This window comes from Bacillus sp. LQ16 (assembly GCF_057784645.1).
The window spans coordinates 1783764-1807480 of the sequence record NZ_CM173491.1; the positions used below are offsets into that span (position 1 = coordinate 1783764).

General features: G+C 35.2%; 19 protein-coding genes, 1 riboswitch and 1 other annotated feature. Of the genes, 14 read left to right on the forward strand and 5 right to left on the reverse strand.

Annotation, left to right across the window (positions count from 1 at the left end; genetic code table 11):
* Positions 1-39: 39 nt before the first annotated feature.
* From AC3EMB_RS09140 to AC3EMB_RS09150, 3 genes are read left to right on the forward strand one after another with little or no spacing between them, the layout of a single operon-like run.
* Complete coding sequence (locus tag AC3EMB_RS09140) at positions 40-978, forward strand: ABC transporter ATP-binding protein (protein ID WP_088023064.1); 939 nt, start codon at positions 40-42, stop codon at positions 976-978.
* A gap of 37 nt (positions 979-1015) precedes the next feature.
* Positions 1016-2125, forward strand: a complete 1110-nt coding sequence (locus tag AC3EMB_RS09145; protein ID WP_089170775.1) for an ABC transporter permease — start codon at positions 1016-1018, stop codon at positions 2123-2125.
* Position 2126: 1 nt separating this feature from the next.
* Positions 2127-3272, forward strand: a complete 1146-nt coding sequence (locus tag AC3EMB_RS09150; protein ID WP_000651881.1) for an ABC transporter permease — start codon at positions 2127-2129, stop codon at positions 3270-3272.
* A gap of 44 nt (positions 3273-3316) precedes the next feature.
* Here AC3EMB_RS09150 and AC3EMB_RS09155 read toward each other — a convergent pair whose 3' ends face one another.
* Positions 3317-4255: an esterase/lipase family protein gene (locus AC3EMB_RS09155; protein ID WP_095691097.1), complete on the reverse strand. Its 939-nt coding sequence runs from the start codon at positions 4253-4255 to the stop codon at positions 3317-3319.
* Positions 4256-4365: 110 nt separating this feature from the next.
* Here AC3EMB_RS09155 and cls point away from each other — a divergent pair, with 110 nt between their 5' ends.
* Positions 4366-5577, forward strand: a complete 1212-nt coding sequence (cls, locus tag AC3EMB_RS09160; RefSeq protein ID WP_140155599.1) for a cardiolipin synthase — start codon at positions 4366-4368, stop codon at positions 5575-5577.
* A 53-nt stretch (positions 5578-5630) separates the two neighbouring features.
* On the opposite strand, the gene pyrH is transcribed toward cls, so the two are convergent.
* Positions 5631-6374 carry a UMP kinase gene (pyrH, locus tag AC3EMB_RS09165; protein WP_001248059.1) on the reverse strand — a complete coding sequence of 248 codons (744 nt, stop codon included), beginning with the start codon at positions 6372-6374 and terminating at the stop codon, positions 5631-5633.
* A 376-nt stretch (positions 6375-6750) separates the two neighbouring features.
* Here pyrH and AC3EMB_RS09170 point away from each other — a divergent pair, with 376 nt between their 5' ends.
* The 6 genes from AC3EMB_RS09170 (at position 6751) to AC3EMB_RS09195 (ending at position 16887) form a co-directional block, all read left to right on the forward strand.
* On the forward strand, positions 6751-8022 hold the full coding sequence (locus AC3EMB_RS09170) for a cation:dicarboxylate symporter family transporter (RefSeq protein WP_000713291.1): 1272 nt from the start codon (positions 6751-6753) through the stop codon (positions 8020-8022).
* A gap of 24 nt (positions 8023-8046) precedes the next feature.
* The gene (gene aspA / locus AC3EMB_RS09175) at positions 8047-9486 is read left to right on the forward strand and encodes an aspartate ammonia-lyase (protein ID WP_000224194.1); all 1440 of its coding nucleotides are present in this window, start codon (positions 8047-8049) and stop codon (positions 9484-9486) included.
* Between the two features lie 76 nt (positions 9487-9562).
* Complete coding sequence (gene malS / locus AC3EMB_RS09180) at positions 9563-11275, forward strand: oxaloacetate-decarboxylating malate dehydrogenase (RefSeq protein WP_488517643.1); 1713 nt, start codon at positions 9563-9565, stop codon at positions 11273-11275.
* A 65-nt stretch (positions 11276-11340) separates the two neighbouring features.
* Positions 11341-12639: a sensor histidine kinase gene (locus tag AC3EMB_RS09185; RefSeq protein WP_078400936.1), complete on the forward strand. Its 1299-nt coding sequence runs from the start codon at positions 11341-11343 to the stop codon at positions 12637-12639.
* 2 nt (positions 12640-12641) lie between these two features.
* Positions 12642-13574, forward strand: a complete 933-nt coding sequence (locus tag AC3EMB_RS09190) for a response regulator (RefSeq protein ID WP_000500302.1) — start codon at positions 12642-12644, stop codon at positions 13572-13574.
* A 118-nt stretch (positions 13575-13692) separates the two neighbouring features.
* Positions 13693-16887, forward strand: coding sequence for an SNF2 helicase associated domain-containing protein (locus AC3EMB_RS09195; protein ID WP_488517644.1), 3195 nt, complete (start codon positions 13693-13695; stop codon positions 16885-16887).
* A 100-nt stretch (positions 16888-16987) separates the two neighbouring features.
* Here AC3EMB_RS09195 and AC3EMB_RS09200 read toward each other — a convergent pair whose 3' ends face one another.
* A complete protein-coding gene (locus AC3EMB_RS09200; protein WP_000047588.1) occupies positions 16988-17122 on the reverse strand; it encodes a DUF3934 domain-containing protein in 135 nt (44 codons plus the stop codon).
* 406 nt (positions 17123-17528) lie between these two features.
* Positions 17529-17787 (forward strand) — a binding site (T-box leader).
* A 70-nt stretch (positions 17788-17857) separates the two neighbouring features.
* Here AC3EMB_RS09200 and asnA point away from each other — a divergent pair.
* Together asnA and AC3EMB_RS09210 are read left to right on the forward strand one after the other, a co-directional pair.
* A complete protein-coding gene (asnA, locus tag AC3EMB_RS09205) occupies positions 17858-18841 on the forward strand; it encodes an aspartate--ammonia ligase (protein WP_000284916.1) in 984 nt (327 codons plus the stop codon).
* A 142-nt stretch (positions 18842-18983) separates the two neighbouring features.
* On the forward strand, positions 18984-19433 hold the full coding sequence (locus tag AC3EMB_RS09210; protein WP_023521645.1) for a helix-turn-helix domain-containing protein: 450 nt from the start codon (positions 18984-18986) through the stop codon (positions 19431-19433).
* Between the two features lie 266 nt (positions 19434-19699).
* On the opposite strand, the gene AC3EMB_RS09215 is transcribed toward AC3EMB_RS09210, so the two are convergent.
* Together AC3EMB_RS09215 and AC3EMB_RS09220 are read right to left on the reverse strand one after the other, a co-directional pair.
* On the reverse strand, positions 19700-20152 hold the full coding sequence (locus AC3EMB_RS09215) for a VOC family protein (RefSeq protein WP_001107258.1): 453 nt from the start codon (positions 20150-20152) through the stop codon (positions 19700-19702).
* Between the two features lie 228 nt (positions 20153-20380).
* Complete coding sequence (locus AC3EMB_RS09220) at positions 20381-21610, reverse strand: aspartate kinase (RefSeq protein ID WP_488517645.1); 1230 nt, start codon at positions 21608-21610, stop codon at positions 20381-20383.
* A 202-nt stretch (positions 21611-21812) separates the two neighbouring features.
* Positions 21813-21999, reverse strand: a riboswitch (Lysine riboswitch).
* A gap of 192 nt (positions 22000-22191) precedes the next feature.
* Here AC3EMB_RS09220 and AC3EMB_RS09225 point away from each other — a divergent pair.
* Positions 22192-23100, forward strand: a complete 909-nt coding sequence (locus tag AC3EMB_RS09225; RefSeq protein WP_089170781.1) for a DoxX-like family protein — start codon at positions 22192-22194, stop codon at positions 23098-23100.
* 4 nt (positions 23101-23104) lie between these two features.
* Positions 23105-23716, forward strand: a complete 612-nt coding sequence (locus tag AC3EMB_RS09230) for a DUF4166 domain-containing protein (RefSeq protein ID WP_001284321.1) — start codon at positions 23105-23107, stop codon at positions 23714-23716.
* Position 23717: the final 1 nt, after the last annotated feature.

A 23717-nucleotide genomic window follows, 5' to 3' on the forward strand; every position in this document is an offset into this window, starting at 1 on the left:
TATACTAATAGCAGAGAAACCGAAATAGGGGTGAAAATGATGAATACATTAGAAATTAAAAATTTAACGAAAAAATTTGGTGATTTCATCGCAGTTGATAATATGTCTTTATCTATTAAAGAAGGAGAAATATTTGGCTTTTTAGGATCAAATGGTGCTGGTAAGAGTACAACGATAAATATGATTGCTGGTTTGTTAAGAAGTAATGAAGGTGAAATTAGCATACTAGGAAAAAATATAAAGAAACATAATCGATTTGCGAAAATGAATATCGGTATTGTTCCACAAGATATTGCGATTTATGAAGAGCTAACTGCCTATGAAAATGTGAAATTCTTTGCTGGATTGTACGGATTACGAGGAACCGAATTAAAAGCTAGGGTAGAGGAAGCTCTTCAATTTGTAGGACTTAGTGATAAACAGAAAAGCTATCCGAAGAACTTTTCTGGTGGGATGAAGCGAAGACTGAATATCGCTTGTGCAATTGCTCATAGACCGAAGTTAATTATTATGGATGAGCCGACAGTTGGAATTGATCCACAGTCAAGAAACTACATTTTGCAGTCAGTACGTAAATTAAATGAAATGGGAAGTACAATTATTTATACGAGTCACTACATGGAAGAGGTAGAAGAGATTTGTACGAAAATAGCAATAGTAGATCACGGTAAAGTAATTGCAGAAGGTACGAAAGAACAACTAAAATCGATTATTACTGATACGAAAGATATTTGGATTGAAGTGAAGTCGGTGGAAAATTTAGACGTGGAAAAATTAAAAGAGATAAACGGTGTGAAAGCAGTTCAAATTGAAGAAAACGTAATTAAAGTGAATTCTGATGCGGGATTAAATAATTTAAATAAAATCATTCAACACTGTATCAATCATGATATTGAAATTCGTTCATTAGAGGAGCAGGCTCCCAACTTAGAAACAGTATTTCTTACATTGACGGGAAGAAACTTACGAGATAAATAAAAAGTAAATGAAGAAAAGGTAAAGGGAGGTTCATCAATTGAACATCTTCAATATTGCAATTATGCATATTAAAAGAGATTTCAGAGACGTAAGGACTTTAGTTTTTATGTTAGCATTTCCGATTGTGCTTATGCTTGTGTTAGGAACAGCGTTAACCAACGCATTTAATAGTGATAGTCATTCGATTAAAGATATACAAGTGCTATATAAAGATGAAGCGAGTAGCACGTTTTCTCAATCATTTGAAGCATTTACGAAAGAAGTGGATAAATCAGGTATTCATTTTAAAAAAGCTTCCGGCAGTATAGATGGGAAAGAAGAAGTGAAGCAAAATAAATATGCCGCTTATGTAGAGTTAAATAAAGATGGTGCAAAATTTTATGGAAGTGACAAAAGTAGTATTGAGGGAAGTATTGTGGAAGGAATGCTTACAACATTTGTTGATAAGTACAATGTAGCGGTCGAAGTTGCAAAAGTAGATCCTACTAAGGTTAGTACGGTTATTTCAAACGGAAATCATAATGATTATATAAAAGAAACATCTTTACAAGCTGCGAAAAAACCAGGTTCTATGGATTACTATGCGGTTGTAATGACAACGATGATTGCACTATATGCTGCGATGGGAGCGAGTTCTTTAATTCGAGGAGAACGAATACGTAAAACAGGAGATCGTCTCATTGCTGCACCTATAAGTAAAGCTGAAATATTCATTGGAAAAGTACTTGGTAGCATAGTAGCGAATGCCCTGTGCATATTACTCGTCATGTTATTTAGTAAATTTGTTTTTCAAGCGAATTGGGGCGACCATCTTGGAATCATATTTCTTATTTTATTAACAGAAGTCTTTCTAGCAATTAGCTTCGGTTTAGGAATCGGATATATTACGAAAACAGCTGAAGCGTCTAGGGCAATTATTATGGTTGTTGTGCAATTAGCTTCTATTTTTGGAGGTGCATATTTCGTAATAGAAGAAAATTTCATTACGAATTTATCACCATTAACTTGGGCAAATACAGCTGTTATGAAAATTATTTATGCAAATGATGTAGGGGCAGCATTACCAGTCATTTCTTTAAACCTTGGAATTTCAGCACTCTTTTTATTAATTGCAATTATTGCATTACGTAGACGGGAGGGGCTATAGTATGAAGGATATTTTATGGCTCATACAAAAAACGTTATCTGTGCTTTTGAAAAATAAAAAAAGTTTACTCATTATAATTAGCTTGCCGATAATAGGGACGCTCATTTCCTTCTCGATATACGGAAATGCAGGGCAAGGAACGTTAAATATCGGGATTGTAAATAAAGAAAATGAGCCGATAGCAAATGATACGATAAAGTTTTTAGAAGGATTAAATCATGTGAATGTGAGTAAGGTTAAGGAGTCTGAAGTAGAAGATAAACTCACTTCCAAAAAACTTGATGGAGTTATTACATTAGATTCTGGTTTTTCAAAAAGTGTTCGAGAAGGGAAACCAGAGCATATTGAAATTTCATCGATTAAAGGTGATCAAGTAACAGGATTTATAAAATCATATTTATATAATTATATTGATAATATAGCAGCTATTAGTAAAGTAGCAGGAACAGATCAAAGTACATTCGACAATATGTACGCAGGGTATCAAAAAAGTTCATTTAAAATGAAAACTGAGACGCTAGAAGATACTTCGAAAAATAAAGATATGACAAATCAAACGATGGGTTACCTTATTATGTTTATGCTGTTTTCAGCAGCGAACTTATCAGGTCATATTTTAAAAGAAAAAGAGAATAGAACGTACTTTAGACTATTATCAACGCCGATAGATGGGAAGAAGTTCATATTATCTAATGTCGGGGTAAATATGATAATACTAACAGTACAAATTTTGATTACAATCCTATTCCTAACGAATGTTTTTCATACGAATATCAATATGCCTTTTATAGTGATGATGGGCGTACTAATGCTATTTGCATTAATCGCAATTGGAATATCATTAGTCCTTGTAGCTTTTTCGAAAAACTCAGCATCGGCAAATGCGATGCAAAACATGGTCATTGTACCAACATGCTTACTTGCTGGATGTTATTTCCCATATGACATTATGCCAAGTGCAGTACAAAAAGTAGCTAATTTTCTTCCGCAGCGCTGGTTGTTAGATACAGTATCGAAACTACAACAAGGAATACCATTCTCGGAGTTGTATTTAAACATTTTAATTTTATTCGCTTTCGCAATTGCATTCTTCTTAATTGCGATTTATAAGTTTGGAAGAAATAATGATGCGAGGAATTTTGTTTAATGTGAAAAGGTGTGGCTTAATGCCATACCTTTTTTGTTTGTAATTTAGAGTATCTTTTGTAATATAGGAATGCTTTTGTAGAGCACTTCGTTATGTGAAGCATGCACAACATATTTATTTCCCTCTAGAAGAAAAACGCTATGTAAAACAGCGTTGCCGTCACCATGTTTTGTAAGTAAATCACCGACGACTTTGCCGTCTGTCCATTTCAGTTTGGAGTGTGAAGGGACAACTTGTAAATATTGAATTGTTTCCTCTCCATCTCCGGCAATGAGTGTAGTTTCAATATTTCTTTTTTGTATAATAAATCTATTTTCATTTAATGTATCGAGGAAAGGGTTTTTCGTTTGCATATTACTATAAGGAAGAAATGTAAGAGAAGAGTCAGATCTTATAAATAAATAATTTCCGTAATCTTTACAAGGAATAACATCTTGTAATCCTGGAAAGTAAAGATGTATCGCCTCAACCTTATTCAGTTTATGTAAGATGCTTAAGTAACGAATATATTGTTCCATATAAAAATGAACGATATTTATTTTAGAAGAGGCATGGATAGGGAGACTACCTCCAGTCCAATAACTATAATTTGGTGGAGATCCAGCGTTTGGTGTGCAGAGTATTATAAGTTGATTCACATCATTTTTATATGTTTCACTTTGAACGTAAGAACGTCCAAGAAGCCCGCCCATACTATGACACATTAGATTTAGCTTATCGCACCCTGTAATTTTTTTAGCATAGGCAATTGTTTGTAATAAATATTTTTGTGTAGAAAAAACAATGCGCTGCCGCCAGTCATAAAAACAGATGAACAAGTCTTTATTTCGTTCGTACCCCATACTTTCTAACATCATGATGAATGGTTCGTAAACAAATGCAGAAAGTCCAAAACTCCAATTACCAGTACCTGGAATGATAATATTACTCATTGAACCGAAAAGACCTGGGATAAAAACAATAGGGATTTTTCCTCTTTTCATATTTCTCTCTCCTTTAATCGTTTGGTATCAATAGAAATACATTTCGTATGAAAACATATTTAAATGAAACACTACAGAGTAGAAAGTAATTTGATCGGAAGGAAATCAAAATGATTAAAAAAATATTACGAGTTACTTCTATTATTATTGCTATTTTTGTTTTTATTTTAATTTGGATGCATATCGATGTTACCTTAGGTAGGAAAATGGAAGCTGGGAAAAACATGCCGACAGAGTATGCATCTCATTATAGTGACTTTCAATTATATGTAGAAGGGAAGTCTTTTTATAAACAATTATTTACTGATATAAGAGAAGCGAAAAGCTCCATCTACACTTATTTCTTCATTTTGTCGGATGATAAAAGTAGCCATACTTTTTTAAACTTATTAAAAGAGAAGGCAAAAGAAGGAGTAAACGTCTATTTATCAGTTGATCGCATTAATGATTTATCATTTGAAAGAAAGGTGATAAATGAATTGCGGGAAAGTGGTGTACATTTTACATATAGTAGAAAACCTTCATTACCATTCGGATTTTATTCACTTCACCATCGTAATCATCGCCGTATTACGACGATTGATGGGGAGATTGGCTATACAGGCGGATTTAACATAGGAGATGAGTACTTAGGGAAAGATAAGCGATTTGGATATTGGCGTGATTATCATGTACGTCTTAAAGGAGAAGGGGCAAAAGATTTAGAACAGCAATTCGCTTTAGATTGGAAACGAGATACGAAAGAAGAGATAAAGAGAAGTACGAATAAAGCTAGTAAAGGGAATACTTTACATACTATGACTAGTTACAATGGGCATTACGTCGCTGAAACATATATACAGCTAATAAAGCAAGCGCAGCATTCAATCGTCATTACAACACCTTATTTTATAGCGAAAAATAAAGAATTAATGAATGCTTTAATTGAAGCGCAAAAACGTGGTGTTACAGTAAAAATACTTTGGTCATATAAACCAGATATCCCCCTTATTAAAGAGGCGGCATATCCGTATATACGTCAAGCTGTTAATAACGGGATTACGGTATATGGTTATAAAAAAGGGATGTTTCATGGAAAGTTAATGCTAATTGATAATGAGTTAACTGTTATAGGTACAACAAACTTTACTGCCCGTAGCTTCTATATAAATGATGAGATGAATTTGTATATTCATGGCGGGACTATTGTATCGGACGTGAATAAGGCGTTAACAGAGGATTTTCGTGATTCAAAAGAAATGACGAAAGAGTTTTTTGAGAAGTTATCTTTTTGGGAGCGTTGTAAGGAGAAAGTGGCGGGATTGTTTGATTTTTATTTGTAACGATGAATTAGGAAAGGGTGCCTACAAAAGGCACCCTTTTTGGTGGGAAATCATTATTTCTCATGCACCAGCATCGTAACATCATCATTGATCAACGTCCCCACATGTTCGCCTAAACATATTTTCTTCATGACACCAGGCTCATCAAAGTTAAAGACATGTGCTGGTAAATTGTAGTCCCTGGCAAGCAGTAATGCCGCTTGATCCATGACTTGTATATTTTGTCTAACGACATCATTATAGTTTAGTTTGCTGTACATTTTTGCTGATTTATTATGCTTTGGATCACTTGTAAAGACGCCATCGACCCCTTGTTTTGCGACTAATATGGCATCACTATTCATCTCGATGGCTCTTTGTACACTTGGATAATCTGTCGTCACGAACGGTTGGCCGTTACCGCCTCCAAAGATAACGATATAACCGTTATCTAAATGGTGGACTGCACGCAAGCGAATGTATGGTTCAGCTACTGCATTAAATGGAATGGAAGTCATAACGCGTACTTCTCTATTTGTTTTACTTGTTAAAACACCGCGAAGCATTAAGCTGTTAATGATTGTACCTAACGTACCGATATTATCAGCTTCTACGCGATCAATTCCCCACTCTTCAGCTAGATGTCCCCTAAAAATGTTACCGCCACCGATGACGATGGATACTTCGATACCTAAATCAACAATGGATAAAATTTCGTTTGCGATATGTTCTAATCGTTTGGAGTTAAAGCTATTTCCAGTTTGATCGGCAAGTGCACCGCCGCTTAATTTAATTAAGACACGTTTATATGGTCTCATAACAATTCCCCCTATATAGATCGCAATAAAAAAGGAACAAAGGCGAATGCCTTTGTTCCTTTTTAAGAAAATGAAAAAGAAAAGAAGAAGACAGGACGAATTGCTTTGTATAGTTTTTCATAACATCCACTCCTTTTCATTTTGATTTGTTTTAAGTATATATCTTTTTGATTATACGAAACAATCTGATTACTTATCAAGTTTATTTTATCGTTTTTTAACAAAATGGTGTCAATGAAAAAAAGAAGAAAAATATTTGAATTTTTTGTGACGAACTTGTAGGTTTTTGTATGATTTTGTAGGTTCGCTTATAAGATGTGTGAGTAGCTTTTATAAATTCAAATTGAAAGCGTTCGCATGAAGGGGATGAACATAAATGAAAAAATTCGGATTGGCAACACAAATTTTTGTCGCGCTTGTTTTAGGGATTGTAGTAGGGGCAGTCTTTTATGGCAATAAAACGGCGATTTCTTATATCACACCAATTGGGGATATATTTATTCACTTAATTAAGATGATTGTAGTACCAATTGTTATTTCAGCCTTAATTGTTGCGGTAGCTGGTGTAGGAGATATGAAAAAGCTTGGGAAACTGGGCGGTAAGACAATTCTTTATTTCGAAATTATTACGACGATTGCTATTTTAATGGGATTACTTGCAGCGAATATATTCCAACCAGGTACTGGTGTTGATATGAGTAATTTACAGCAAAGTGATATTTCTTCTTATAAACAAACAGCAGATGCAACGGAGAAGAAAGGTTTTGCTGAGACAATTGTTCACATTGTACCAAAAAACGTATTTGAATCGATTGCACAAGGTGACCTATTACCGATTATATTCTTCTCAGTATTATTCGGCTTAGGAGTTGCGGCAATTGGGGAAAAAGGAAAGCCTGTTTTTAACTTCTTTGAAGGTGTACTCGAAGCAATGTTTTGGGTTACAAATCAAGTTATGAAATTTGCACCATTTGGTGTATTCGCATTAATTGCCGTTACGGTTGCAAAATTTGGTGTAGCAACATTACTTCCGCTAGGAAAACTAGTGCTAGCTGTATACGTAACTGTTATACTATTCGTTGTGATTGTATTAGGTATTAATGCACGAATGGTTGGAGTAAACATTTTTACATTAATAAAAATTTTAAAAGAAGAACTGATTCTTTCGTTTACGACAGCAAGTTCAGAAGCTGTTTTACCTAATATAATGAGAAAAATGGAAGAGTTCGGTTGTCCAAAGGCAGTTGCCTCTTTCGTAATTCCGACAGGTTATACATTTAACTTGACTGGATCGGCTATTTATCAAGCGTTAGCGGCATTGTTTGTTGCACAAATGTACGGTGTGCACATGTCACTAACGGAGCAAATAACGTTATTATTCGTTCTCATGTTAACATCCAAAGGTATGGCGGGAGTTCCAGGTGCATCGTTCGTTGTTGTATTAGCAACGTTAGGTTCAATGGGGCTACCACTAGAAGGTATCGCGTTAATTGCGGGAATTGACCGCATTTTAGATATGATTCGCTCATCTGTCAATGTATTAGGAAATGCATTAGCGGCCATTGTTATGTCGAAGTGGGAAGGCGAATTCGATAATGAGAAAGCAAAACAATATGTAGAAACAGTCAAAGAAACAAAAGCAGCATAAGAAATCGTTAAGGAGTGAATAATCATGGCAACATTAACTGAAGTTAAAAATGGTGTTCGAATTGAAAAAGATTTTTTAGGTGAAAAAGAAGTACCAAACTATGCATACTACGGCGTACAAACAATGCGTGCAGTTGAAAACTTCCCAATTACAGGATACAAAATCCATGAAGGTTTAATTAGAGCGTTCGCAATTGTAAAAAAAGCAGCAGCGCTTGCTAATACAGATGTAGGAAGATTGGAATTGAACAAGGGTGGCGCGATTGCAGAAGCTGCTCAAGAAATTCTTGATGGAAAATGGCATGATCATTTCATCGTAGATCCAATTCAGGGCGGAGCAGGTACTTCAATGAACATGAATGCAAATGAAGTCATTGCCAATCGTGCTCTTGAATTATTAGGAATGGAAAAGGGAGACTATCACTATATTAGTCCAAATAGTCATGTAAACATGGCGCAATCAACAAACGATGCATTCCCAACAGCGATTCATATCGCTACATTAAACGCATTAGAAGGTTTATTACAAACGATGGGTTATATGCACGATGTATTTGAATTAAAAGCAGAACAGTTCGATCATGTGATTAAAATGGGTCGTACACATTTACAAGACGCTGTGCCAATTCGCCTTGGACAAGAATTTAAAGCGTACTCTCGTGTACTTGAACGTGATATGAAACGAATTCAGCAATCACGTCAACACTTATATGAAGTGAACATGGGAGCAACTGCAGTTGGTACAGGCTTAAATGCAGACCCAGAATATATTGAAGCAGTTGTAAAACATTTAGCTGCAATTAGTGAACTACCACTAGTTGGTGCAGAAGACTTAGTAGATGCAACGCAAAATACAGATGCATACACAGAAGTATCTGCAGCACTGAAAGTATGTATGATGAATATGTCTAAAATTGCGAATGACCTTCGCTTAATGGCATCAGGTCCACGTGTTGGTTTAGCAGAAATTATGTTACCAGCTCGTCAACCAGGTTCTTCTATTATGCCAGGGAAAGTAAACCCTGTTATGCCAGAAGTTATTAACCAAATTGCGTTCCAAGTAATTGGTAATGACCATACAATTTGCCTTGCTTCAGAAGCAGGACAATTAGAATTAAATGTTATGGAACCAGTACTTGTTTTCAACTTACTGCAATCAATTAGCATTATGAATAACGGTTTCCGTGCCTTTACAGATAATTGCTTAAAAGGAATTGAAGCGAATGAAGATCGCTTAAAAGAGTATGTTGAGAAAAGTGTAGGAATTATTACAGCCGTGAACCCTCATATCGGTTATGAAGCTGCAGCTCGCGTTGCGAAAGAAGCAATTGCGACAGGGCAATCCGTTCGAGAACTTTGTGTGAAAAATGGTGTACTGTCACAAGAAGACCTAGAGTTAATTCTAGATCCATTCGAAATGACACATCCAGGGATTGCAGGAGCAACTCTTTTAAAGAAAAATTAAAAGAAGAGGGGGGGACAAGCCCCTCTTTTTTGTTTACAATATAGAAATGCTATATATGAATAGAGGTAGGGATGTTATGAGCAAGTTTACAGTAGCTTCTAATGGCGCATTAGAAACAACATTAAGAGGAGCAGAAGTATTATCAACACCACTTTTAAATAAAGGGGTAGCTTTCACACAAAATGAAAGAGAAGAGTTAGGTTTAAAAGGGTTATTACCGCCAGCGGTTTTAACGTTAGAAGAACAGGCACGCCGAGCATACGAACAATTTAGTTCTCAGCCGGATGATTTATTAAAGAATGTATACTTAACTGCGTTACATGATCGAAATGAAGTATTATTTTATCGTATATTAACAGATCATTTACGTGAAATGTTACCGATTGTATATACACCAACTGTCGGTGTAGCAATTCAAAGATATAGTCATGAATATCGTAAACCACGTGGTGTTTATTTATCGATTAACGATCCATCAGGTATTGAAGAAGCATTCACCAATATTGGTGCAACAGCTGAGAACATTGATTTAGTCGTTGTAACAGATGGAGAAGGCATATTAGGAATTGGTGACTGGGGCGTTGGTGGTATTAACATTGCAATCGGAAAGCTAGCTGTTTATACGGCCGCAGTTGGAATCGATCCTAGCCGCGTATTACCGGTAATTTTAGATGTAGGTACAAACCGTGAGGAACTATTAAACAATCCATTTTATATTGGAAATCGTCACCCTCGTATAACAGGTGAAGCTTACGATGAATTTATTGATACGTTTGTACAAGCGGTAAATAAACAATTCCCGAAAGCACTTTTACATTGGGAAGACTTTAGCTCTCGTAACGCACGAAAAATTTTAGATAAATACCGTCATGACGTTTGTACGTTTAATGATGATATTCAAGGTACAGGTGCAGTTTCACTTGCGGCAGTATTATCGGCAGTGAAAGCTTCTGGTGTACCGCTAAGTGAACACCGCGTTGTTGTATTTGGCGCTGGTACAGCTGGAATCGGTATCGCAGATCAAGTAAGAGATGCAATGGTCCGTGCTGGCTTATCAGAAGAAGAGTCACATAATCGTTTCTGGTGTATTGACCGAAACGGATTAGTTACAGATAACATGGAAGATCTTCTTGATTTCCAAATTCCGTACGCAAGAAAAGAAGCAGAAGTAAGTGAGTGGAAGCAAAATGATGTGATCGGACTTGCAGAAGTTGTGAAACATGTAAAACCGACAATTTTAATTGGTACATCTACTGTTGCAGGTGCATTTAAAGAAGAGATTATTAAAGAAATGGCTTCTCACGTAGAAAGACCAATCATTTTACCAATGTCGAATCCGACGCCACTTGCTGAAGCAAAACCAGCAGATTTAATCGAGTGGACAGAAGGAAGAGCGTTAGTTGCAACAGGAAGTCCATTTGAACCAGTTACATATAACGGTGTAACGTATGTGATTGGACAATCAAATAATGCACTTATTTTCCCAGGGCTTGGTCTTGGAACAATTGTAGTACGAGCAAGCGTCATGACGGATGGAATGTTCGCAGCGGCTGCTGAAGCAGTTGCAAGTATGGTAGATACAAGTCAGCCAGGAGCACCTATTTTACCAGAGGTCGAAGAATTACGTAATATCTCAGAAATGGTTGCAATTGAAGTAGCGAAAGTTGCAGTTGCAGAAGGTGTTGCAAGAGTGAACTTAAGTGATAACGATATCAAGATGGCAGTGCAAGAAGCAATGTGGAAGCCAGAGTATCGCGAAATAAAAGCGGTAGAAAAGGTTAGAATATAGAAAAAAAAGCCCGTTTATAACAATAAGCGGGCTTTCACTTTTACTACTGAAAAAAAGTATAGGAAGTGTCACTTTTGAATTGGAATCAATTATGGAAGAAAGATATGTCCCTTTTAATTATATTAATGGTCGTTGTTCCGATTGCTGGGGAGCTGAACTTTCATCCCTTTAATGATACGTTTCGAGTTAGCTTCGGTACACCGCTATTCTTCTTTTTATTATTATTTTTAAGAAGAGTACCAGCAGGAGTTGCAGGTATTCTTGTTGGTATATCTGTAGTCTTATTCCGAGTATGTCTTGACTGGATCATGCAAGGTTCATTTCATATGACAGAATCATTTTATTTGCGTTATCCTGTGTTCTTCTATTATTTTATTTATGGCAGTTTCTTTTCGCTTTGTAGGGTAAATAAGTTCCATCAGAAACCAATCATTATTGGATGCCTTGGAATTTCAATTGAAATTGTTGCAAGTATGTCAGAACTTGCGTTTTATCACATGTTAGTACTAGGTACAACAATAACGATTTCTGAAGTGAATAAACTTATTATTATTGCTATTTTTCGTAGTTTCTTTGCACTTGGTTTTTTAAATATGATGAATTTATATGAAACGAAATTAAAAGAATCGCAAGTTCGAAAAGAAAATGAAAATATGTTAATGCATCTTTCTAATTTATATGTGGAATCTGTTCATTTGAAAAAGACGTTACAAAATGCGGAGTTAATTACACAAGAAGCATATCAACTATATCGAAATTTACAAGTAAGCGCTGATTCAAGTAGTAAAACAGCATTGAAAATAGCGGGGGAAGTGCATGAAATAAAAAAGGATAATCAAAGGATATTTGCAGGGTTATCTAAACTGTTATTAGATAAAAATGTGGCTGAATATGTAGAAGGACATGAGTTAGCAGAAATGATTGTTAGAATAAACGAGAAGTATGCTGAAATGCTAGAAAAGGATATACGTTTTTCTAAACATATAGAAGGTGAGCATGCTGCATACCACGTGTATACAGTTCTATCAATTTTTAATAACCTCGCTGCAAATGCAGTTGAAGCAATTGAAGATAAAGGTGTCGTTATTATTAAGCTATATAAAAGAGATCAACATATATTTTTTGAAGTAATTGACGATGGACCTGGTATTGCACAAAAGTATAAGAAATTAGTATTTAAGCCAGGATTTACTTCCAAGTATGATCAAACGGGAACACCGTCAACTGGTATTGGGCTTTCTTACATAAATGAAATGGTAACAGAGCTAGGCGGAGAAGTGAGATTAGAAGGCCGAGAAAATAAAAGAGGATGTAAGTTTATCGTTTGTTTACCAGAGGGTAGTTTAAAGCGGGAAGGGGAATAGATTTGTTTTATTATATCGTAGACGATGATGAAGTTTTCCGTTCGATGCTTTCGCAAATTATTGAAGATGGAGATCTTGGCGAAGTAATTGGTGAGGCGGATGACGGAGCTTTTATTGAGGCGGATCAACTAAATTTTAAAAAAGTAGATATTTTATTTATTGATTTGTTGATGCCGATGAGGGACGGAATTGAAACAGTTCGTCACATTGCGTCAACTTTCACGGGGAAAATCATTATGATTTCTCAAGTGGAATCGAAGCAGCTTATAGGTGAGGCATATACACTTGGTGTAGAATATTATATTACAAAACCATTAAATAAAATCGAAGTTGTATCTGTTGTACGCAAAGTGATGGAGCGTATTAGATTGGAGCGTTCTATACACGATATTCAAAAATCATTGAATAACGTGTTTCAGTGGGAAAAACCGCAATTGCGCACTGAACCAGTGCAAGAAGGAAAAAAGATAGGGGATTTAGGGCGCTTTTTACTATCAGAACTCGGTATTGCGGGAGAGAATGGAAGTAAAGATTTACTTAGTATGCTGGAATATTTATATGGTCAAGAAAAGGCGCAGACATTTGAGTTTGGCTTTCCTGCGTTAAAAGAAATTTTTCATCATATTACGATAAGGAAATTAGGGGATCTAGCTTTAGAGGCGGATATTGATAAAGAGAAAAAAGCGTCTGAACAAAGAGTACGTCGAGCTATTTATCAGTCGTTAAATCATTTGGCTTCTTTAGGATTAACAGACTTTTCAAATCCAAAATTTGAAAGCTATGCTCCAAAATTTTTCGATTTTACCGTAGTTAGAAAACGGATGACAGAAATGACGAAAGATGAACTCGCATCTTCTGGTCATACGCGAATTAATACGAAGAAGTTTATTCAAGTGTTGTATTTTGAGGCGAAGAGGTTGATGGAGATAGAGTGAAGAAGATGCTTATAAATAAGCATCTTCTTTTGTTAAATCAACATTTTATATTTTCTCGTGGAGCATGTAAAATGTTAAGTAAGAGAAAATGGTTTTATATTAAGGAAGTGTCAAAGCGATGAGTTTCACATTGAATAAATCGATTATTAAAGAAGTGTGCGGAGAGACCTCATATAAAAGAGGTGAAACCTATTATAAATCAAATAAAGTGATAATAGATCATTACGATGAAAATAAAGAAATTTGTGAGGCGACAGTAAAAGGGAACGAGGATTTCCATGTTACAGTAGCAAAAGCCAAAAAGGGTGATGTTGTTGCAAAATGTAGTTGTCCTTCATTAGCGTCTTTTCAAACGTACTGTCAACATGTTGCAGCAGTATTAATACAAATAAACTATAATCAACAAACAGGTGGAATGAGCTCTACTAGTAGCAGAAATGATCAATTGACAAGTGGTATGTTTCAGCTGTTTGCAGACAAACCACTGAGGCCAAAAAGTAAACAACACCGTTTTGATACACGTGAAATATTAGATATTGAGTTTATATGTACACCAGTTGCTACGAGAAGTGGTGGGGCTCTTCTTGGAATTCAATTGAAACTTGCCAAAGTGTATTTCATAAATCATATTAGAGAATTTCTTTCTAAGGTGGAGAAAAGAGAGTCTTTTCATTGTTCAAATGAATTTACATATACATCAGATGTACATAGTTTTAAACAAGAAACGGATGCAATTATTCAGCAGCTCATTAAAATGTATCATAACGAAAAAATGTATGAGGATGCGCTAGAAGTACATGCGAAACAAGATGAAAGTATGATATTTATACCACCAGCTTCATGGAAAGATATGCTCTCTTCACTTTCTAAAGTTGAATATGTACAGCTGAAACAAAATAAACAACTGTTTCAGGGATTACAAGTTTCAAAAGGTTTGTTGCCGTTACACTTTGAATTTACGAAGGGAAATAATGGCGGATTTACACTTCATATAGATGGTCTAAATCGTGTACAAGTTATGGATATGTATAACAATGCACTTTATGGTGGGAAATTATATCACTTACACATTGAAGATTGTATGCGACTTATTGAATTACAAAAGATGATGAGTCGCTCAAATAGTAATCAGTTTTATATTCCAGAAAGTAAGATGGAACATTTCGTCGCGAAAGTTGTACCAGGATTAATGAAGCTCGGAACTGTACACATTGATGAAGTAATATCGGATCGTGTTGAAACACCTTCGCTAAAAGCGAAATTGTATTTAGACCGCGTGAAAAATCGCTTATTAGCAGGTCTTGAATTTCACTATGGGAACGTCATGATTAATCCGCTAGAAGAGGATGGACAGCCGTCTGTTTTTAATCGTGATGAGAAAAAAGAAAAAGAGATTTTAGACATTATGAGTGAAAGTGCCTTTGCAAAAACAGAAGGCGGTTACTTTATGCATAATGAAGAAGCTGAGTATAACTTTTTATATCACGTCGTGCCAACATTAAAAGGTTTAGTTGATATTTATGCGACGACAGCAATCAAATTGCGAATTAGTAAAGGGGATGCAGTTCCTCTTATTAGAGTGAGAAGAAAAGAAAGAATTGATTGGTTGTCATTTCGTTTTGATATAAAAGGAATACCAGAAGCAGAAATTAAAGGTGTATTAGCGGCCCTTGAAGAGAAACGTAAATATTATCGATTGGCGAACGGTTCGTTTTTGTCGCTAGAGAGTAAAGAGTTTAATGAAATTAATCAGTTTATAAAAGAATCAGGTATTCGGAAAGAATTTTTACATGGAGAAGAGGTAAATGTTCCGCTTATTCGGAGTGTAAAATGGATGAACGGACTTCACGAAGGCAATGTTTTAAGTTTGGATGATTCAGTTCAAGAGTTAGTAGAAAACATTCAAAACCCGAAAAAATTAAAGTTTGCTGTGCCAAATACTTTAAATGCAGAAATGAGAAAGTATCAAGTATATGGGTTCGAATGGATGAAAACACTTGCTCATTACCGTTTTGGCGGTATTTTAGCAGATGATATGGGACTTGGAAAAACGTTGCAAAGCATTGCTTTTATAGATTCTGTTTTGACTGAGATTCGAGAAAAGAAACTGCCAATATTAGTCGTTTCACCATCATCTCTTGTTTATAATTGGTTTAGTGAATTGAAAAAATTCGCCCCGCATATTAGAGCAGTTATTGCAGATGGAAACCAAGCAGAGCGCCGGAAAATTTTGAAAGATATAACGGAATTTGATGTCGTAATCACGTCATATCCATTACTGAGAAGAGATATAAGATTATATGCAAGACCATTTCATACACTATTTCTTGATGAAGCACAGGCGTTTAAAAACCCTACAACGCAAACGGCAAGAGCTGTGAAAACAATTCAAGCTGAATACCGTTTCGGACTAACTGGTACACCTGTAGAAAATTCATTAGAAGAGCTATGGTCTATCTTCCATGTCGTCTTCCCGGAATTATTACCAGGAAGAAAAGAGTTCGGTGATTTAAGGCGTGAAGATATAGCGAAGCGAGTGAAACCATTCGTATTAAGACGATTAAAAGGGGACGTATTAAATGAGTTGCCAGAGAAAATAGAGCACTTACAATCATCGGAGTTATTACCCGATCAAAAGAGTCTCTATGCTGCTTATTTAGCGAAGTTAAGGGAAGAAACGTTAAAGCATTTAGACAAAGACACGTTACGTAAAAATAAAATTAGAATTTTAGCTGGTTTAACGAGATTGCGACAAATTTGTTGTCATCCCGCTTTATTTGTTGATGATTACAAAGGAAGTTCAGCTAAATTTGAACAACTGTTAGAGATTTTAGAGGAATGTAGAAGTACAGGGAAGAGAATATTAATTTTTTCTCAATTTACGAAGATGCTTTCCATTATTGGTCGTGAGTTAAATCGACAAACAATTCCATACTTTTATTTAGACGGGAGTACACCAGCGCAGGATCGTGTAGAGCTGTGCGATCGGTTTAACGAAGGAGAAGGAGATCTATTTCTCATTTCTTTAAAAGCTGGTGGTACCGGACTTAATTTAACTGGTGCAGATACAGTAATATTATATGATTTATGGTGGAATCCAGCTGTTGAACAACAAGCGGCCGATAGGGCGTATCGAATGGGACAAAAAAATACAGTGCAAGTTATAAAGCTAGTAGCTCAGGGAACAATTGAGGAGAAAATGCATGAACTGCAAGAAAGTAAGAAAAATTTAATCGCTGAAGTGATTGAGCCGGGAGAAGAGAAATTGTCCTCAATCACAGAGGAAGAAATTCGAGATATTTTAATGATTTAATATAAAAAAGCTATGCCTTCAAATTTATGAGGGCATAGCTTTTTGTTGTAATAATTATATTTTGTTTTGTACAAAGTAAAGAAATCAAATGTTATTTAAATTACTTCTTTGTACCTTTACTTTTGTATGGTTTGGCAGCTGCCTTTTTCTTTGCACTTGATTGCCAACGGTTCCATCCTTTACTTCCTGTACCTTGTCCTACACCTTTTTTCGGTTTTGCTTTCGTTTTACTCATATGATCACTCCGTTATATAAAAATCTTATTTAATAATAGTCAATGATTTAGAAAATACTCTTTATAAATGACTATGATTGCTTTAAGTAAAAATAAACTGCTTGAATGCTATAGTATAACATGAATTTGCAAGTAAACTGAAAGGAATTATAAAGAAAATGAAAATAATAAGAAATACTGCAGATTCTATATTCCGAACGATCACATTAATTGTTGTGTATACGTTAGTTTCGGTCAGTGAAACATTTTTTGGATTGACGAGGCAGAAAAAGTAAAGATGTTAAATTAACAACAATCAATAAAGCCGTAAAATAAAGAATTGAAAAACATTTTAAAACTTTTTGTTGACTTTCTTTATTTTTTGTATAGAATAATCATTAATAAAATGTTTCAGAGATGTGACAACAAAACGACTATGAAAGGACGAGTAGTAGTAGGACGTAGTTTAAGCGAGTCAGGGGTGGTGTGAGCCTGATACGAAGCCTATTATGAAGAACCTCCTGGAGTTGCTAACCGAAATCCTTTATAGGAAAGTAGACTTAGCCGGGAACTTCGCCGTTACAAGAAGAACAGTATCGAGATATTTCATCTCCGTATTGTATAAGTGAGCAACCTCTGTTGCTAATTTGGGTGGTACCGCGGAACCAAAGCCTTTCGTCCCAGTTTTTTGGGAAAGAAGGGCTTTTTTTGTTGGCTTCTTTTCACAACATCCAAACATTTTAGGAGGAAACCACCATGTATCAATCATTAATGACAGTAAGAGAGACTCAAATCGCAATTAAGGAAGTTAAAACATTTTTCGAGGACCAATTAGCAAAACGCCTTGAACTATTCCGCGTATCTGCACCATTATTCGTAACGAAAAAATCAGGATTAAACGATCACCTAAACGGTGTAGAACGTCCAATTGAATTTGATATGTTACATTCAGGAGAAGAATTAGAAATTGTTCATTCACTAGCGAAATGGAAACGATTTGCATTACATGAATACGGATATGAAGCTGGTGAAGGTTTATATACAAACATGAACGCGATTCGTCGTGATGAAGAACTTGATGCAACGCATTCCATTTATGTTGATCAATGGGATTGGGAAAAAATCGTTCAAAAAGAATGGCGTACTGTTGAATACTTACAAAAAACAGTACAAACAATTTATGGAATATTCAAAGATTTAGAAGATCACTTATTTGAAAAATATCCGTTCCTTGGAAAGTATTTACCGGAAGAAATTGTTTTCGTTACTTCTCAAGAATTAGAAGATAAATATCCAGAATTAACACCGAAAGATCGTGAACATGCAATTGCAAAAGAACACGGTGCAGTCTTCATTATCGGAATTGGTGATGCACTTCGTTCAGGTGAAAAGCATGACGGACGCGCAGCTGATTATGACGATTGGAAATTAAACGGTGACATTTTATTCTGGCACCCAGTACTACAATCTTCATTTGAGTTATCATCAATGGGAATTCGTGTTGATAGTAAATCGCTTGATGAGCAGTTAACGAAAACTGGTGAAGACTTCAAACGTGAGTATGATTTCCATAAAGGTATATTAGAAGACGTACTACCATTAACAATCGGCGGTGGCATTGGACAATCAAGAATGTGCATGTACTTCTTACGTAAAGCACATATCGGTGAAGTTCAATCTTCTGTATGGCCTGACGATTTACGTGCAGCTTGTAAAAAAGAAAACATTCATCTGTTTTAATAGAAGTGAGGGAATAGCTTAAATATAGAGCTATTCCCTCTTTTTTTAATTGTGTAAACGAATGGTTTACAGAGAGTTTTACTAATGGTTTCTTTCATTTATATCTCTTTTTATGTAATAATTTGTTAAAGGAGGGGACGTTATGAGCATAGGAGAGCAGCTAAAAAAACTACGAGAATCAAAGGGGTTTTCGCAAGAGGATGTTGCTAAAAAGATTGGTGTGACGAGGCAAGCAGTGTACAAATGGGAAAATGATAAAAGTTATCCTGATATTGATAATTTAATTTTACTGAGCGAAATGTATAATGTTACGCTAGATGAGTTGATAAAAGGGAAACAGAATATTAAAGAAAAAATACATATTGATGAAGAAGATGAGGATTTTGAGAAAGAGAATGATTTTGGTTTTTATATTGGGTTTGGATTGCTAATTATGAGTGCATTCATTGATTATGAAGGAATACAAGTATTTGTATTAGGAGTTGCACTATTCATGATGGTTTTTTATTCGAATGTGAAGAAAGTTATTTTGAATGAATATAGATCGTTTTTTCAAGAGAAAGAGCGAAAAGATATATGTGATAAAAAGTGAGAAGAGTTAGTTATATTTCCTAGGAAAGGGTATAACGAATATTTTCATTGTATTATAATGATTTTGGGATATCGGTAATATGAAAGCTATTTGGGTAGATCCTTGAAATCTATATGTAAAATGATAATAAAGTTATTTAATTTTAAAAGCTCAAACAAGCATAACCCCGTTCTAAAGCTAGGACGGGGTTCAAAATATAATAATAAAATCGCTTAAGAGTCTACGTTTTATTCAATGATAGTGCCTTTTTATAAAACGTCACTTACTTATTTATTACCGAGTTCTTCCGCTAAACCGATTAAAATTCCTTCGACTCCACGAATGTAGCAGAGACGATACGAGTTCTCGTACTGAACTACTTCGCCAACGAGCTCTGCACCATGCTTAGTGAGTCTCGATACCATTTCGTCAATATCTTGAACGGTGAACATGACGCGTAGATAACCGAGGGCGTTTACAGGAGCTTTTCGGTGATCTGCTATAGTAGGAGGGGTGAGAAATCGCGAAAGTTCAATTCGGTTGTGGCCATCTGGAGTGACCATCATAGCGATCTCTACGCACTGAGAACCGAGTCCAGTTACGCGACCAGCCCATTCACCTTCGACATTGGCTCGACCTTCGAGATTCAAGCCAATCTCCTCAAAGAAAGAGATTGCGTTATCAAGAGATTCTACAACGATGCTGACATTGTCCATTCGTAGTAATTTGTTTTTTGCCATAGTCTTATCTCCTTATGTATAAAAGTTCATTATTTAATCATCCTCATAATTATACTACTAAGTAGTTACAAATTCCTTTCAGTCAAAAACACCTTGTCACAGTATAGGAAAAATTGACAAGGTGTTTTTTTATATGTCATATAGCATCTTGTTAACGAACAGCTTTTATTTAATAGGAAGGAAGTAGATTAATATGATTTTTTTATAAGTGTTACTGAGCATATCAAATTAGCTCATTTGCACTAAAGGCTCAATTTTCGCCATAAATGATTGATGCAGTGCCTCAACACCTGTTACTAAATGAAGGCGGTCAATAACGACAGACACTTTAATTTCTGATGTACTTACCATTTTAATATGAATATCTTCTTCTTTTAAAGTAGTAAACATATTTGCAGCGACACCAGGGTTAGATACCATGCCAGATCCTACGATTGATACTTTTGCTAAATGATTTTCATATTCTACTGCTTCATAGTGAAGTGCCTCTTGATTTTGTTCCAATACTTCTAATGTTTCTCTTAAATCATTAGAATGGATGGAGAAGGAGAGATGAACAGTTCCTTCATTTGTAATACTTTGAATGATGATATCTACATTAATATGTGCCGCTGCTAATGTAGAGAAAACAGTTGAAAGTGAACCTTGTTCTAATCCTTTCACTGTGATGCGTGTAATATTATCTTCAAATGCAATACCTTTAACGATTGATTGTTGTTCCATGTTACATTCTCCTTTTACAATTGTTCCGTTTTCTTGTTCCATACTTGAGCGAACTTCTAAAATGACATTATGATTTTTAGCAAACTCAACAGCACGCGGGTGTAATACACCAGCACCGAGGTTTGCAAGTTCTAACATTTCGTCATAAGAAATTTCATCTAATTTATAAGCATCTTTTACAACTCGTGGATCCGTCGTATATACGCCGGTCACATCTGTGTAAATATCACATTTTTTTGCGTTTAGTGCAGCAGCTAATGCGACAGCAGTTGTATCAGAACCGCCTCGTCCAAGCGTTGTAATTTCAAAATCTTCACTGACTCCTTGGAAACCAGCTACAATAACAATCGTGCCTTTAGTAAGATAAGACTGAATTCGATCTGTATTAATTTCAGTAATCCGTGCACTACTATGTACAGATTCTGTCGTAATACCAGCTTGCCATCCTGTTAATGAAATCGCACGATAGCCTTTTGCTTGTAGTGCCATCGTTAATAATGAAATAGTTACTTGCTCTCCTGTCGATAGAAGCATATCCATTTCGCGTTTACTTGGATTTTCTGTAATTGCGTTAGCGAGTGCGACAAGTTCATCCGTGCTTTTTCCCATTGCTGAAACGACAGAGACAACGCTATGACCTCGTTCATATTCTTCAATAATTAAATTTGCTACATGTTGAATGCGCTCGACGCTACCGACAGAAGTGCCACCAAATTTTTGAACAATTGTTTCCATTACAAATTCCTTCTTTCGTCTATTTTTAAGAATAGATTAGGAAATATATAAATCCCAATACTCCTGTAGTTACCATAAAGACAAACAAAAAACACCATCTCAAATAAGTGAGGATGGTGCTGTTACAGGAAAAGGGAAACAGAAAACGGAGCTAATAAAAAAACCGCCAAAAAAGGAATATCATAAAAAATGATATCTCTTTTTTGTAGATAGCTCTTCATACGTACACGTCTGTACATATGACAGTTCTGTTTCTATTCGAAAACAGCCCCAATTGATAAATGCAGAGAAACTTATCAATTTCGGCAATACTTCCTTTCATCTAAGTTCATAGACATCTCTGTGTCTCCATTAGAATACTCATAAGTATCGCAACCTCTATCTCACGTTTTAGGCGAGAGTGTTTGATTTATGAAGTTGTTGGTAACATTTGTTTTATAATAATTTAAATTTTTCGGGGAATCAAGTGTTTTATATATATTTTAAAAATTCTTTCTTTTTTCTGAGGAAGTTTGTGAAAAATGTAGCAAAATAAATTCATTGCATGTACATTAAACTTATAGTGCATAGGAGGTGGGAGAATGAAAAGGAAACAGCCTATTTATGTTGCGACAAAAATGAACACGACAATGGGAAAATTATGGGAATATACGCAAGAACCAGATATACATACAGAGTGGGATGCTCGCTTTACTGAAATTTCGTATTTAGAGAAAAAAGAAGGAGAACCACAGAAGTTTTTGTATAAAACAAAGATTGGATTTGGGCTTGAAATAGCTGGAGAAGGGGAATCAATAGGTGAAATAAGAAAAGAAACTGGTGAAAGAATTTCTTCTTTAAAATTTTGGACGGATAATACATTATCTCTTATTCAAATAGGACGTGGTTATTGGAAGTATACGCCGAATAAAGAATACATCCATTTTGAGACACAATATGATTATGATACAAGATTTGGTCGTATAGGAAATGTGATAGATTCCTATATTTTTCGTCCGTTATTAGGTTGGGCGACTGCTTGGAGTTTTGATGCCTTAAAATTATGGTTAGAAAAGGGGCTTCATCCTAGGTTACTAATTAGAAGAACAATGACGTATTGGCTCGTATGTTTTTTATTTGCTTTTGTATGGATATATCAAGGGATAGTGCCAAAACTACTTTTTACTCATTTAGAAGAAGTAAAGATGCTTTCTGTATTAATCGGTTCAAATGAAAATAGTGTATATATACTTAAAATAATTGGGGTGTTAGAAATAATTTTCGGTGTTGTATGGCTGTTGCCAATAACAAAACGAAAATTATTTATACTGCATATTATTGTATTACTAGTTTTAACATTAGCGGCAGGATTTACGAATATTGCAAGCTTTACAGGGCCGTTTAATCCGATTACATTAAATGTTCTTCTAATGGGGTTATCAATTGTCGGTTATATAAATAGTTTCGATTTACCAAGAGCGAAAAATTGCAATAGGGCGAGAAAGGGATAAGTGCATGGCTAATATATATGAACGATTATTAGGGGATACCTATAAAAATCTTCATCCTGAATTGCAGAAGCGTTATGCGATTACAGAAGAGAATAGTTTTACAGGTGAAGGAAAGATGGATGAAATTTACGGTGGCTCTTTTTTCGTGAAATTTATATTAAAAATTGCATCGAAGTTTCGAATGTTTTTCTCGGAACGAGGAGAGGAAATTCCATTTACGATACAAAACATAGCTGAGCGAGATGAATATGGACAAGAATTAGTAAGGTGGAACCGTACTTTTTATTTTCATAATAAGAAAAGATATTTTAACGCAGTTATGCAATTGGATGGAAACGAAAATGAAATTGTAGATTATTTTGGCGAACCACATTTACTCGTTTCTACACTGCATTTTCATATCGATGAGTTAGGGGCAATGCATATTTCTTCAAAGAAACAATGGTTTTATATGTTTGGAAGAAAAATGCCGTTACCAAAATTTTTGTATGGTGAAGCAAAAATTGTTGAAAGTTATGATGCAACACTACAGTGTTTTCGAATTCATGTACAAGTACGAAACCCGTTAATTGGCTCGCTTTTTTCATATAAGGGAACATTTGTGGAAAGGAAATAAA

What these genes read in the sequence shown, in the direction of transcription:
- aspA (WP_000224194.1), top strand. Translation starts at nt 8,047, where the DNA reads ATGGCAACATTAACTGAAGTTAAAAATGGTGTTCGAATTGAAAAAGAT.
- AC3EMB_RS09225 (WP_089170781.1), top strand. Translation starts at nt 22,192, where the DNA reads ATGAAAAGGAAACAGCCTATTTATGTTGCGACAAAAATGAACACGACA.
- AC3EMB_RS09170 (WP_000713291.1), top strand. Translation starts at nt 6,751, where the DNA reads ATGAAAAAATTCGGATTGGCAACACAAATTTTTGTCGCGCTTGTTTTA.
- AC3EMB_RS09220 (WP_488517645.1), bottom strand. Translation starts at nt 21,610, where the DNA reads ATGGAAACAATTGTTCAAAAATTTGGTGGCACTTCTGTCGGTAGCGTC.
- AC3EMB_RS09155 (WP_095691097.1), bottom strand. Translation starts at nt 4,255, where the DNA reads ATGAAAAGAGGAAAAATCCCTATTGTTTTTATCCCAGGTCTTTTCGGT.
- AC3EMB_RS09200 (WP_000047588.1), bottom strand. Translation starts at nt 17,122, where the DNA reads ATGAGTAAAACGAAAGCAAAACCGAAAAAAGGTGTAGGACAAGGTACA.
- AC3EMB_RS09230 (WP_001284321.1), top strand. Translation starts at nt 23,105, where the DNA reads ATGGCTAATATATATGAACGATTATTAGGGGATACCTATAAAAATCTT.
- asnA (WP_000284916.1), top strand. Translation starts at nt 17,858, where the DNA reads ATGTATCAATCATTAATGACAGTAAGAGAGACTCAAATCGCAATTAAG.
- AC3EMB_RS09210 (WP_023521645.1), top strand. Translation starts at nt 18,984, where the DNA reads ATGAGCATAGGAGAGCAGCTAAAAAAACTACGAGAATCAAAGGGGTTT.
- AC3EMB_RS09150 (WP_000651881.1), top strand. Translation starts at nt 2,127, where the DNA reads ATGAAGGATATTTTATGGCTCATACAAAAAACGTTATCTGTGCTTTTG.
- pyrH (WP_001248059.1), bottom strand. Translation starts at nt 6,374, where the DNA reads ATGAGACCATATAAACGTGTCTTAATTAAATTAAGCGGCGGTGCACTT.
- AC3EMB_RS09140 (WP_088023064.1), top strand. Translation starts at nt 40, where the DNA reads ATGAATACATTAGAAATTAAAAATTTAACGAAAAAATTTGGTGATTTC.
- AC3EMB_RS09215 (WP_001107258.1), bottom strand. Translation starts at nt 20,152, where the DNA reads ATGGCAAAAAACAAATTACTACGAATGGACAATGTCAGCATCGTTGTA.
- malS (WP_488517643.1), top strand. Translation starts at nt 9,563, where the DNA reads ATGAGCAAGTTTACAGTAGCTTCTAATGGCGCATTAGAAACAACATTA.
- AC3EMB_RS09195 (WP_488517644.1), top strand. Translation starts at nt 13,693, where the DNA reads ATGAGTTTCACATTGAATAAATCGATTATTAAAGAAGTGTGCGGAGAG.
- cls (WP_140155599.1), top strand. Translation starts at nt 4,366, where the DNA reads ATGATTAAAAAAATATTACGAGTTACTTCTATTATTATTGCTATTTTT.